Source organism: Streptomyces sp. CLCI03, assembly GCF_053615355.1.
The window spans coordinates 750,527-763,552 of sequence record NZ_CM132132.1 but is presented as its reverse complement, the minus strand read 5'-3'; the positions used below and the strand labels follow the sequence as shown (position 1 = coordinate 763,552).

Below are 13,026 nucleotides of genomic sequence, written 5' to 3'. Positions count from 1 at the left end.
GCTGGATCGGGGGGCCGAGATCCGGGCGGCGACGCATGTTGGAAGGGACGCCCTGATGGACGAATACCCGCTGATCGAGAACCACGGCCTGATAGGTGACCTGCAGACCGCGGCGCTGGTGACCTCCGACGGAGTGGTCGACTGGTTCTGCTGTCCGCGTTTCGACTCGCCCAGCGTGTTCGGGGCCCTGCTGGACAAGGGCAAGGGCGGCCACTGCACCGTCCGGCCGGCCCACGCGACGTACGCGACCAAGCAGTTGTACCTGCCCGACACCGCGGTCCTGGTGACCCGCTTCATGACCGAGGCCGGCGCCGGCGAGGTCGTCGACTTCATGCCCCTGACCGGCACCACGGTCACCGGACGACACCGCATGGTCCGCATGGTCCGCTGCGTACGCGGCAGCATGGCCTTCGACGTCGAGATCGCACCCCGGTTCGACTACGGGCGCAAGGCGCACGAGCTGCACCTCACCGAGAACGGGGCGGTGTTCACCGCCGACGGCACCAACCTGACCGTGCACACCATCAGGGAGCCGGAGGACGAACGGCTGGGCCGCGTCCTCACGGGCGAGCACGACGTGCACCTCACCCTGCGCCTGCAGGCGGGGCAGCAGCGCGGGCTGATCCTGGAGTCCGCCGCCGACGGACCGCCCCGCCAGATAAGCCTCGCCGAGTACGAGGAGCTCTTCCACGCCACCATCCACTACTGGCGGAAGTGGCTGAGCACCTCCCGCTACACCGGCCGCTGGCGCGAGGCCGTGGAGCGCTCCGCCGTGACCTTGAAGCTGATGACCTACGCCCCCACCGGCGCGGTCGTCGCGGCACCCACCACCGGCCTGCCCGAGCAACTCGGCGGCGAGCGCAACTGGGACTACCGCTACACCTGGATCCGGGACGCCTCGTTCTCCGTGTACGCCCTGCTCGGCATGGGGTTCACCGAGGAGGCGAAGGCCTTCATCGGGTGGCTCGGCGACCGGATCGAGGAACGGGCCGGGGAACAGGGGGAGACCGGGCCGCTGAACATCATGTACGCGGTCGACGGCTCCTCCGACCTCAAGGAGGAGACCCTGGACCACTGGGAGGGCTACGAACGCTCGGCGCCCGTCCGCATGGGCAACGGAGCGGCCACCCAACTCCAGATGGACATCTACGGCGAGGCGCTGGACAGCATCTCCTTCGCCCAGCGACACGGCATCCACCTCGGCTACCGCGGCTGGAAAGGCCTGCTCCACGTGCTGGACTGGCTGGCGGAGCACTGGGACTCGGCCGACGAGGGCCTGTGGGAGACCCGCGGCGGGGCCCAGGACTTCACCTACGGTCGCGTGATGTCCTGGGTGGCGTTCGACCGCGCGCTACGACTCGTCGGCGTCAGCGGTCGCCCCGCACCGGCGCAGCACTGGAGCGCCACCCGGGACCGGATCTTCGAACAGGTCATGGAGAAGGGCTGGAACGAGGGGCGCGGCGCGTTCGTCCAGCACTACGGCAGCCGGGTCCTGGACTCGTCGCTCCTGCGCATGCCCACCGTCGGCTTCCTCACCCCTCAGGACCCGATGTGGGGCTCCACCCTCGACGCGATGGAGCAGGAACTGGTCAGCGACAGCCTGGTGTACCGCTACAACCCCGAGGCGTCGCCGGACGGTCTGCGCGGCTCCGAGGGCACGTTCTCGCTGTGCACCTTCATGTACGTCGACGCACTCGCCCGGGCAGGACGCATCGACCAGGCCCGGCTCGTCCTGGAGAAGATGCTCGGCTACGCCAACCACCTGGGCCTGTACTCCGAGGAGATCGACCTCACCGGACGCCAACTGGGCAACTTCCCGCAGGCGTTCACCCACCTCGCCCTCATCGACGCGGCGATCACCCTCGACGCGGCCCTGAACCGGGGCTCCGCGCCGTAGGTCGTGTCCCCGGGCCCCGACCGGCGGTGCGTCAGCTCTCGGGCTCCGGGCCGCCCCGGCGCAGGTCGGCGTCCGTGAGGGGTTCCAGTTCGCCGCGGGTGTCGAGCCGGTACAGGAAGGCCACCGCGGGAAAGACCAGGACGGCGGCCACGACGGTCACGATCAGCAGCCAGTGCAGGGTGCTGGGCGCCCCCGCCGCCTCGGCCACCGTCAGCCTGCCGGGGATCAGGTACGGGCGCTGCGCCACGCCCCACGCGATCACGGCCGAGGCCATCAGGACGACGGCCGCCGGCCGGGACCACGCCCCGGAGGTGCGCAGCAGCAGCCATGCCGTGACGAGGGTGGCCACGACGGCCAGGACGACGAGGACGAGCCCGGCGCCGTGGCTGAGGCCGTGCCACAGGTGGGGTGCGTCGCCGTGGGCGACGATCAGCGTGACCGCCCCCAGCACGGCGAAGACGGCGAGGGCGACCAGGGCCCGCCGCCGGAAGTAGGCGTGCAGGTCGGGGGCTTCGTAGCGGACGGCGTCCGCGGCCAGGAACACCGCCCCGAGCAGGGCCGTGCCGACGACGGCCAGCAGGCCGAAGAACACGGAGGTCGGGTTGAACCAGGCGTGCGCCGTCGGCTCGGTGCCCGGTCCCACCCGCCCCGAGGCGATCCCGCCCGCGGCGGCGCCGAGGAAGAACGGGGTGAGGAGCGAGGAGACGGCGAACACGGCGCCGTAGACGCGCCGTCCGGCGATCCTGCGGGTGGGTTTGCGCAGCGCGAAACCGGCGCCGCGCAGCACGATGCCGATGGCGGCGAGGGCCAAGGGCAGCCACATCGCCTGGAACACGGTCTGGAAGAACACCGGGAACCCGGTCCACATGATGACCAGGACGAAGATCAGCCAGACGTTGTTGACCTCCCAGACCGGGGCCATGGCGTGGTCGATGAGCCAACGGGGGCGCTTGCCGCGCTCCGCGCCGCCCGCCGTCAGGTCCCAGAAGCCCGCGCCGTAGTCGGTGCCACCGGCGCAGGTGTAGGCGGCCACCGCGAGGAGCAGGACGGCGGCGACCACACCGGCGGCGGTCACGGCCTGCCGTCCTCGGTCGACGCGGTGCCGTCGCCGCTCCCCGGAGCGGGGGTGTCGCCGGCCGCGACGGCGGAGCGCGGGCCGTAGGGGGTGTCGGTCTCCGGTGTCGCCATCGTGCCCGCCTCGGCCCTTCGTTCGTCGTCCAGGCGCCATCGGGTGCGCATCTTCAGGAGTACGGCCAGGAACGAGCCGAAGATGAAGACGTACACGACGACGACCAGCCCGAACATGGTCCACAAGGAGCTGGAGCGGGCTCCGGTCACCGCCTCGGCGACCCGCATGTTCTCGTAGACGATCCACGGCTGGCGGCCCACCTCGGTGGTGATCCAGCCGCACTCGACGGCGATGACGCTGGCCACGCCGGCGCAGGCCGCGCTGCGGTAGAACCACGGGGAGGCGGGCAGCCGGCGGCGGCGCCACCAGACGAACGCGTACCAGACGACCAGCAGCAGGAGCACCGAGCCGATGCCCACCATGATGTCGAAGGTCCAGTGGATGAGGGTGGCCTGGGCGACGGTGGGCCGGTTCTCCGCAGGTACGGTCGCCAGCCCGTGGACCTCGGTGTCGGGGCTGAAGCCGGCCAGGATGGAGTCGAGTTGGGGGATCTTGATGCCGCCGGTGACGGTCCCGTCCGGGTGGAGGCGGCCGAAGAGGTACTCCGGGACGTGCGTGTCGGTGTTCCAGACGATCTCCATCGCCGCGAACTTCACCGGCTGCTTCTGGAACACCGCCCGGGCGATGGCGTCGCCCAGCATGAACTGGACGGGGGTGAACACGGCCGCGACCGTGAACGGCACGGTGAAACCGAGGCGGTGGTAGCGGTCGCGGCGCCCGCGCAGCCAGCCGGTGGCGTACACGCCGGCCACCACGAACCCGGCGGTCACCAGCATCGCCACGACGAAATGCCAGTACTGCGGACCGAACATGGGCGTGAAGATCGCTTTGCGGACGTCCACGTCCACGGGGTTGCCCTCGGAGTCCAGGGAGAAGCCCTGGGGCGTGTTCATCCAGGAATTGGCCGCCAGGATGCCGAAGGCACCCAGCAGCGCCGTCACCGGTAGCGGCAGCCCGAGCAGGAAGTGGGTCCGGGCGGGCAGCCGGCGCCATCCGTAGAGGTAGATCGCGATGAGGACGGCTTCCAGGAAGAAGGCCCAGGCCTCGACGCCGAAGCCGATCCCGAACACGTCGCCCCACCGGCCCATCAGCCCCGGCCACAGCAGGCCGAACTCGAAGGACAGGACGGTGCCCGTGACGACGCCGATGGCGAACTGCACCGCCATGACCGCCGACCAGCGGCGCGCCAGCAGCAGCGCGGTCGCGTCGCCGCGCCGCAGCCCGTAGCCGTGCATGATCAGGGTGATCAGCGGCAGCGCCACGCCCATGGGTACCAGGATGATGTGCGAGGCGAGCGTGAAGGCCATGAGCGAGCGGGCCGGAAGCATCTGCGGCGGTGCCTCCGCCAGCAGGTGGAGCGTGGTGTGCATGCGTCCCTCCCCGGGGTTGCGCGGATGGAGGTCAGCCGCCGGTGGCGAAGCCCGGGAAGAGGGTCATGCCGCCGTCCACGTAGAGCGTGGCGCCCACCACGTAGTCCATGAGGTCGGAGGCGAGACCGACGGCCGCGTGGGCGATGTCCGCCGGATCGCCGACCCGGCCGTACGGGATCAGCTTGAGCAGGTCCTGCTCGGCCTGCTCCGTGTCCCAGGCGCTGCGGTTGATGGGCGTCCGGATCGCGCCGGGGGCGATCGCGTTGACACGGATCTTCTTCGGGGCGAGCTCCTGGGCCAGGGTCTCCATCATCATCTGCACACCACCCTTGGAGGAGGCGTAGTTCACGTGCCCGGCCCAGGGGATGATCTGGTGCACCGAGCTCATGCAGATGATCTTGCCGGCGGAGCTGGAGACCTCCGGGACGACCCCGCGCCGCAGGAACTCCTTCGTCGCCTCGCGGGCGCACAGGAACTGCCCGGTCAGATTGACGTCGATGACCTTCTGCCACTGGGCGAGGGTCATCTCGGTGAAGGCGGCGTCGCGTTGGAGTCCGGCGTTGGCGACGAGGATGTCGATCGTCCCGAACTCCTCGACCATGCGTTCCGTCATGGCCACGACCTGGGCCTCGTCGGACACGTCCGCCTCGTACGCCGCCGCACGCACCCCGAAGGAGGCGATCTCCTCGACGACCTTCTCGGCCTCCTCCCGTCCGGCCACGTAGTTCACGACCACGTCCGCGCCGGCCCGGCCCAGGCCGATCGCCGTGGCCTTGCCGATCCCGGAGTTCGCACCCGTCACCAGTGCCTTCTGGCCCCGGAGCAGGTGCGCGGGGATCACACCCCGGGGAACGCCCTCGGTGGAACTCACGGCGGACTGCCTCCTTCGCACCGCCACCCCGTGCCGTCGGGGGTGACGGCACCCCGGCGGGTCCGGCGTCACCAAATCACCGTGTCCGGGGCGCGGCGGCCCCCTGCGCTCCGCGTTGCGCCACCCGGACCAGGATCTTCGCCCGGTCGGCGGTGTCCCGAGGCAGGGGTCAGCCCATGCGTTCCAGGAGGTGGTCGCCGACCCGCAGGGCGTTCGCGATGGCCGTCAGCGACGGGTTGACCGCGCCGATGCTCGGGAAGAAGCTCGTGTCGACCACGTACAGGTTGTCCAGGTCGTGCGCCTTGCAGTTGAGGTCCAGGGCCGACGACGCCGGGTCGGTGCCGAACCGTACGGTGCCGGCCTGGTGCGCGGTCGCCCCGATCGGCATGCCCTTGTGCAGGTAGAGGCTGTGGTCCAGCAGGTGGTGCTCGTGCATGCCGAGGTTGCCCAGCATCTTCTGGAGCTTGTGCCGCAGCCGCTTCAGCCCGGCCGTGTTGTGGGACTCGTCGAGCGCGAGGTGGATGCGGCCGTCGCCGTCCAGGGTGACGCGGTTGTCGGGCAGCGGCAGGTCCTCCCCGCACAGCCAGAAGTCCACGGCGTGGTGGGCCATCACCTCGAAGGGCATGTCGGGGGTCACCGCGCCGGCCCAGCGCGGGGCCTCGCCGTGGATCTGCTCGGCGTCCGACTTGCCGAGCATCTGGATCCCGCCGAGCGGGTAGTCCCAGTCGTCGGCGCCCAGGTACCAGTCGTGCAGGGCCAGGGTCTTCTGGAACTGCGTGTCGTTCGGTTCCCTGGAGACCGCCATCAGGGCCAGGTTGTTGTGGCGCATGTAGTGCCGCCCGACCACGTCCGAGCTGTTCGCCAGCCCCCGCGGGTGCCGGTCGTTCGCCGAAGCGAGCAGCAGCGCCGCCGAGTTGACCGCGCCACAGGCCACGACCACCAGGTCGGCGGAGAACCGGACCTCCTCGCCGCCTTCGAGGCGGGCGACGACCGAGCTGACCGTGCGCCCCGTCGGGTCGGTCTCCAGCCGCACCACGTGGGCGTGGGTGACCATCTCGACGCCCGGATGCTCCAACGCGGGCTCCACACAGATCACCTGGGCGTCCGACTTGCCGCGCACCAGGCACGGGAAGCCGTCCACGCGGTTGCAGCGGATGCAGACGCTGGACGGGGTCGCCCGGCCGGCCGCGTCCTGGACCAGGTCCACCCCGATCGGCAGGTGGAAGGGGTGCAGGCCCTGCTTCTCCAGGTCGTCGCTCAACTGCTGGATCCGCGGCTCGTGTTCCACCGGCGGGTGGGCGTACTGGGCGCTCGCCGGCCCCTCCGTGGGGTCCTCGCCGTGCCGGCCGTGCACCCGGTACAGGTGCTCCGCCTGGGTGTAGTACGGCTCCAGGTCCTCGTACCGGATCGGCCAGGCCGGGGAGATCCCGTCGTGGTGGCGCAGCTCACCGAAGTCCTCCGGGCGCAGCCGGAACAACGCCGCGCCGTAGAACTTGGTGTTGCCGCCGACGTAGTAGTTGACCTCGGGCGGGAACTCGCGGCCGTGCCGGTCGAACCAGAACTCGGGAGCCCGGTACTTCCCCTTGACGAACACCGCCGTGGAGTCCCAGTTGTCGCGTTCGCGGGGGAGATATCCGCCGCGTTCGAGGATCAGCACCCGCTTGCCGGACGGGGCGAGCCGGTGGGCGAGCGTGCCGCCACCCGCCCCCGTTCCGATGACGATGACGTCGTAGTGCGGAGCGTCGTTCAACCGGATCACCGTCCTCGGCTCGCGGTGCCGCCGCCCGGGCGGGCCGGTCGCGGCAGGGTCCCCTTTCGAACGTAACCGCCCCCCCGCCGGTGCGGCACCCGGGGATGGGGGAGCCGGACACCGGCCGCGGGGGTCACAGGACGGCGATCGGGTTCACCGGGGAGCCCGTGGCCCCCGGCAGCCGTAGCGGCGCCACCGTGCACAGGAACCGCCACTGCCCGAGCCCCGCGCAGGCGTCGGACAGCTCGTCCAGGTCCAGGTAATCCATCAGGTGCATGCCCAGGGCGTGCAGGGCCAGGACGTGCACGGGGAAGGAGACACCGGGCACCGGGCTCGGGGCCGTGTCGTTGTTGCCGTCCGAGCCGAGGACGGCGATCTGCCGCTCGGCCAGCAGCCGCATGCACGCCGGATGCAGGCCGGCCCGGGAGTGCGCCGCGTCCCACGCGCCCCTCTCCTGGCGCCGGCGCCGGTGCCCGACCCGTACGAGCAGCAGGTCACCCGGACCGATCCGCACGCCCTGGGCCTCCTCGGCCGCCAGGAGGTCGTCGACGCCCACGAAGTCACCGGGCTCCAGCCAGGGAACCCCGCGCAGCCGCGGGACGTCCAGCAGGAGCCCGGGGCCGACGATCCCGTCCCGCACCAGGTCCAAGGTGATCCCGCGGGCCCCGCCCGCCGCCAGCCGGCTCTCCGGGATGCCCTCGTGGAGCTCGCCGTCGAACACGACGTGACACAGGGCGTCGAGATGGCTGTGGGCGTCCCCGTGCACGTTCATGGCGAACCGGTCCAGCGCGAAGTGCACCCCCGGGGTCCCGGTCTCGGGCGGGGTCGGGGCGGTCAGCCGGTAGACGGCGGGTTGCGGATCGTCCGGCCCCGGCCGGGTCTCGATCGGGGCCGCCAGTGACAGGGTGCGCCCGTGACGCACGCCGGCGGCGGCCGCGACCACCCGTTCGGAGGTCAGGTGGGCGAGGGCTCCGCGCCGGTGCTCCGCGTGGGTGGACGCCTGCCGGCGCAGCTCGGCGTGCAGGGACCGGAAGGCCGCCTCCGTCATGAAAGGCGACACCGTCCGGTCGGGCGTCGGGTCGTCATCCGTCACGCGGGTCTCCCGGTCTGCCGAAGGCCCCGCCTCCACTGTCCGCCGCCCCCGCGTCCCCTGCATCCCGACAGCCGCGTCCGCGCGCGCCCGTACCGGCGCGCGGCGGCCTCAGGGGCGGTGTCCGGACACCGACCGGTAGGCGACGGGGAAGTCGAAGTAGGTGTCGGGGAACAGTTCCGGCTTGTGCGTGAAGTGCCACCACTCCTCGGGCAGGTTGACGAACCCCTCCGCCGCCAGTGTCGACCTCAGCAGGTCCCGGTTCGCGCGCTGGGCTCCCTGGACCCGCGGATCGTCGGTGTGCGACAGCGTGTCGAAGCAGTCGAAACCCGTGCCCATGTCCACCGAGTTGTCCGGGTACCGCTCCGCCCGGGGCGCGTAGCAGGGCACCGACTCCTGCCCCGGCCGCGGCCGGGGCGCCGGAAACGCCGGCAGCCGTACCAGCGTCACGTCCGTCGTGCTGCCCCGGCTGTGCCCCGACTTCTTCGCGATGTAGCCGTCCTCGAACAGCCGGGACTTGTCGACACGCGGATAGAACTCCGCCTTCCGCCGCTCGTCGCCGAGGTCCTGCGCCCACCGTACGAAGTGGTCGACGGCCCGCTGCGGCCGGTAGCAGTCGTACACCTTCAGCGAGTACCCCTGGCGCAGCAGATGGGTCTGTGCTCGGTGCAGGGCCTGCGCGGCCGGGCGGGTCAGGAGGCAGACGGGCTGCCGGTAGCCGTCGACCGGCTCGCCCACGAAGTTGTGCGGACGCACGTACCGCATCTCCTGCATGATCGTCGGGTCGACCGCGCTCAGCGCCACGAACGCGCTCGGAGCCTTCGCCTCCGGCGGCGGCGCGCTCGCCCCGGCGGTGGCGGCCCCGGCCGTCATGAGCGCGGTGACGGCGGCCGTGACGGCCGCGGCGAGACGTGCCCTCGTCGGCGGTAAGGACGTGGAACCGGTCATCGGACCCTCCATCGGCGGTGCTGCGGGGGACATGATCGGGCACCATGCTGCCCGACACGGGACCCGTCCCGGCCGGGTCCGGCCGAACTCACCCGAACTGCGCCCACCGCGACGCCGTCCTACGCTGATCAGGTGACCGGCCGCGCCGGCGGAGCGGCGCCGACCGCCGCCGGTCGGCGCAGCCCGAGGGAAGTGATGCCCGATGTCCGCACCCAGGGCGGCGGCAGCCCGCCGCGTGACCGTCGGAGCCGCCTGCTTGCTGGTGCTCACGAGCGGGGGAGTGGCCCGAGCCGACGACAACGGCATCGCCGACGACAGCCCCCAGGCCATCGCCCAGGCCTCGCGGGAGGCCATGGCCGGGGTCACCTCCATGCGCATGGTGGGCAAGGTGACCAACACGTCCGGCACCACCGCTCTCGATCTCCGGTTCGACGAGCAGGGCAACTGCGTCGGCACCGTCACGCCTCCCGGCGGCACGGGATCGGCCGACATCGTCAAACGCGGCGACGACGTCTGGATGAAGCTCGACGAGTCCCTGCTCAGGGCCCAGGCACCGGGCCCCGCGGGGGAGGACGCGGTCGCCCTCATCAACGGCCGCTACCTGCACGGCACCACGGACAGCGTGCAGCTGCGCGATTTCGCCCAGCTCTGCGACCTGGACTTCTTCAAGAAGGAGTTCTCCTCGAAGCCGCCGAGCGAACAGCTGGTCAAGGGCGCCCGGACGACCGTCGACGGCCACCCCGCCATCACGGTCACCAGCCGACGCGACGGCAGGACGGGCACGTACCAGGTCTCCACCGAGGACGAGCCGTACCTGTTGCGGGTCCAGGGCACCGACACGTCCGGCGAGCGGGTGGCGGCCACCTTCTCCGCCTTCGACGAGCCCGTCAAGGCCACACCCCCGGCGCCCGCCGACTCGGTCGACCTGAACCAGCTCCGGTGACCGGCGCCGGCCCGATCGGCCGGCGGAGCCGTCGAGGTCGCAGGCGGGTGTCGGGCGTCAACGCAGTTGCCGACGGACCAGCCCGTGGAAGAGACCCGTCGTGTCGGCCAGCAGCTCGGCGGGCGGGCCCTGCTGCACGATCCGGCCCTCCGACATCACGATCACCCGATCGGCGTCCAGGACCGTCGAGAGCCGATGGGCGATCACCAGGCGGGTGGCCCGCAAGGCGCGCGTGGACTCGATGACCACCCGCTGGGCCTCGTTGTCCAGCGCGCTGGTCGCCTCGTCGAGGAAGAGCACGCGCGGCTTTCGGATGAGGGCCTGGGCGATCATCAGCCGCTGGCGCTGACCGCCCGAGACGGTCCCGCCCCCGTCGGACAGGATGGTGTGCATGCCCATCGGCATGGCCTTGATGTCCTCCGCGAGGCCCGCCATCGCGGCCGCCTCCCAGGCTTCCTCCGATGAGAACGTCCCGGCGCCACGGATGCAGTCGAGGATCGAGCCGGTCAACGGCTGGGCGTTCTGCAGCACCACCCCGCACTGGCGGCGTACGGCCGCCCGGTCGAGCGCCGCCAGGTCCTGGCCGTCGTACAGCACACCGCCCGAGACGGGCCGGTCGAAGCCGATGAGCAGGCGCAACAGGGTCGACTTGCCGCAGCCGCTGGCGCCGACGATCGCGACGAACTCGCCCGGCCCGATCCGCAGGCTGATGTCGTCGAGCACGAGCGGGCCGTCGTCGGCGTAGCGGTAGGACAGGTTCTTGGCCTCGACGGCACCGGTCAGCTCCCCCGGGCGGGTACTGCCGCCGTCCACCTCGGGGATCTCCCGCAGGAGCGGCCGGATCTGCTCGAACATCGGCAGCACCGCGGCGGCCGAGAGGAGCGCCCCGGTCACCTGCGTGACCGACGACAGCAGCATCGTCAGCGCGGTGCTGAAGGTGAGGAACTCACTGGCGGACATGGCGCCGCGGGCCGGGCCGGCCAGCAGTACGAACATCACCAGCGTGCACAGCGGTAGGTGGACGGCGCCCAGGACCGTGAGGACGTTCTGGGTCCGCCCGATCCGCTGGTGCAGGTCACGGGTACGGGCGAACTCCCGTGCCCAGGCCGCGTACGCGAAGCTCTCGGCCGCGGCGACGCGCAGCTTGGGCAGGCCCCGCAGGGTCTGGAAGGCCTGGTTGCCCAGCCGCAGGCCGAGCGTGTTCAGCCGGCGCTCGTACCGCAACTGCCACAGCCCCAGGCCCAGGAAGACCACCGCGATGACGACGAGCATGGCCAGCGCCGCCAGTGCCAGCGGCACGCTGTGGACGAGCAGCAGCACGAGACTCACCGCGCCGACCGCGCCCGCCTGTACGCAGACCGGGCCGATGCCGGACAGCACGCGGCGCATCGCGCTGATGCCCATCGCCGCGCCGGCCAGCTCGCCGGTGGAGCGACCGGCGAAGAACGTCGCCGGCAGCCGCAAAAGCCGGTCCCACACGGCCGGTTGCAAGGTGGCCTCGATCCGGCCTTCCATGCGGAGCAGGGAGGTGTTCTGCAGCAGCATGAAGACGGCCGAGACCACGGCGGTCGCGCCCAGCGCCACCCCGGTCCGCACGATCAGGCCGGTCTCGCCCTGCGGGACGTACCGGCCGAGGACCTGACCGGTGGCGACCGGCACCAGGGCGCCCAGCACCACCGCGACCAGCCCGCCCAGCAGCAGGCCGCGCAGCTCGGGGAAGGTGCCGCGCACGCTGAAGCGGAGCAGCGCGGGCAGACCCACCCGCCCCTCGGGCAGGGGGCGGTACAGCATGACGGCGCGCGCTTCGAAGGCGGCGGCGTCGCCGCTGTCGACGCGCTCGCGCCGGCCGGTGGCGGGGTCGACCGCCTCGTAGCCGCCGCGTCGCCACAGCAGGGCCACGGGCGCGCCGTCCTTCGCGCGTCGGCCCACCAACGGCCCGCTGTTCTCCCGCCACCAACGCCCGCCGAGAGCGACCGCGCGGGTACGGATCCGCGAGGCGAGCGCGATGCGTTCGACGGGATCCACCTGCTCGGTGGTGGTGCCCGACTCGCCCGGGGCGGTCAGGGTGATGCCGGCCGCGCCGGCCACGAGGCGACACGCGGCGAGGGTCGCGTCGACGTCCCCGCCCCGGTGGGGGTTCCGGCCGCCGGAGCGGACGATGGACGCCAGGAGGGTCCGGTCCGCCTGGGTGCGGGCGGCCCGGCCCGCCTCGATCCCGGCCGCGGTACGGTCCTCGTGCGCGCGTTCGAGCTGTTCGATCCAGCCGTCGAGGGCGTACAGCAGCCGGTACTGCTGGTCGACCATGCCCTGCCACATCGCCGCGTCGACGAGGAGGGTGCCGACCGCCTCCGCCTCGTACAAGGCGCCGTACTGGACGCTGCCGGGGGTGATCCGCATCCACAGGATGTCGTCGTCGGCCCTGCCGTGCCCGGTGGTGGCGGTGCCGTCCAGCGGCGCCTCGTAGAGCACGCGCAGACCGCGTCCGATGCCGCGCGCGAAGGCGTCCTCCAGCGGGCTCGGCCGTCCCGCGGCGGCCGCGCCGTCCTGCCCGCCGTCGGTGTGCCACGGTCCGGCGTGGAACCCGGCCCCGTACTGCGGGTACTGCGGGTACTGCGTGCGTCGCAGCTCCCGCAGTTCGACGCGGCGCAGCCGGCAGCCCTGCAGGGGGCGGCCGACCAGGGTGTGGTCCGGGCCCTCGGCCGGACCGAGCAGCAGCGTGCCCGGCTCCAGCCGGCCCAGGAAGTGCCAGTGCCCCGACTGCGCGGCGTCCACGGCGAACAGGTCCAGCGCGCCCTCCACGACCAGCCACAGGACGAGCGGCCCTTCCAGGGGGAGGCTGCCCACCCCCGCGCAGTCGACGGGCGTACCCAGCGCCCCCAGAGCGGCGACGACGGGGTCAGGCGCCCCGCCCGACGGGCCGGTGGCGGTGGCCGTGCCGGTGGCTGTGGTGTGGTGCGCGTACGTCACC

General features: G+C 72.2%; 9 protein-coding genes. 2 read left to right on the top strand and 7 right to left on the bottom strand.

Annotated elements, in window-relative coordinates; translation table 11 throughout:
• Positions 1-55: 55 nt before the first annotated feature.
• The gene (locus ACWG52_RS03505; RefSeq protein ID WP_453127759.1) at positions 56-1,897 is read left to right on the top strand and encodes a glycoside hydrolase family 15 protein; all 1,842 of its coding nucleotides are present in this window, start codon (positions 56-58) and stop codon (positions 1,895-1,897) included.
• 31 nt (positions 1,898-1,928) lie between these two features.
• Here ACWG52_RS03505 and ACWG52_RS03500 read toward each other — a convergent pair whose 3' ends face one another.
• The 6 genes from ACWG52_RS03500 to ACWG52_RS03475 all read right to left on the bottom strand — a co-directional run bounded on the left by ACWG52_RS03500 (position 1,929) and on the right by ACWG52_RS03475 (position 9,115).
• Complete coding sequence (locus ACWG52_RS03500; RefSeq protein ID WP_389801623.1) at positions 1,929-2,972, bottom strand: cytochrome d ubiquinol oxidase subunit II; 1,044 nt, start codon at positions 2,970-2,972, stop codon at positions 1,929-1,931.
• On the bottom strand, positions 2,969-4,456 hold the full coding sequence (locus ACWG52_RS03495) for a cytochrome ubiquinol oxidase subunit I (protein ID WP_389801625.1): 1,488 nt from the start codon (positions 4,454-4,456) through the stop codon (positions 2,969-2,971). Before ACWG52_RS03495 ends, ACWG52_RS03500 begins: the two co-directional genes overlap by 4 nt.
• A 31-nt stretch (positions 4,457-4,487) precedes the next feature.
• A complete protein-coding gene (locus ACWG52_RS03490) occupies positions 4,488-5,282 on the bottom strand; it encodes an SDR family oxidoreductase (RefSeq protein WP_389803277.1) in 795 nt (264 codons plus the stop codon).
• A gap of 214 nt (positions 5,283-5,496) precedes the next feature.
• Entirely contained in the window at positions 5,497-7,077 is a 1,581-nt protein-coding gene (locus ACWG52_RS03485) for a GMC oxidoreductase (RefSeq protein ID WP_453127756.1), read from the bottom strand.
• A 133-nt stretch (positions 7,078-7,210) separates the two neighbouring features.
• On the bottom strand, positions 7,211-8,125 hold the full coding sequence (locus ACWG52_RS03480) for a cyclase family protein (RefSeq protein WP_453129034.1): 915 nt from the start codon (positions 8,123-8,125) through the stop codon (positions 7,211-7,213).
• Positions 8,126-8,278: 153 nt separating this feature from the next.
• Complete coding sequence (locus ACWG52_RS03475) at positions 8,279-9,115, bottom strand: M15 family metallopeptidase (protein WP_390138393.1); 837 nt, start codon at positions 9,113-9,115, stop codon at positions 8,279-8,281.
• Positions 9,116-9,317: 202 nt separating this feature from the next.
• On the opposite strand from ACWG52_RS03475, the gene ACWG52_RS03470 reads away from it, so the two are divergent.
• Complete coding sequence (locus ACWG52_RS03470; protein WP_389801630.1) at positions 9,318-10,058, top strand: hypothetical protein; 741 nt, start codon at positions 9,318-9,320, stop codon at positions 10,056-10,058.
• Positions 10,059-10,115: 57 nt separating this feature from the next.
• Here ACWG52_RS03470 and ACWG52_RS03465 read toward each other — a convergent pair whose 3' ends face one another.
• The gene (locus ACWG52_RS03465; RefSeq protein ID WP_453127753.1) at positions 10,116-13,025 is read right to left on the bottom strand and encodes an NHLP bacteriocin export ABC transporter permease/ATPase subunit; all 2,910 of its coding nucleotides are present in this window, start codon (positions 13,023-13,025) and stop codon (positions 10,116-10,118) included.
• Between the last annotated feature and the right edge of the window lies 1 nt (position 13,026).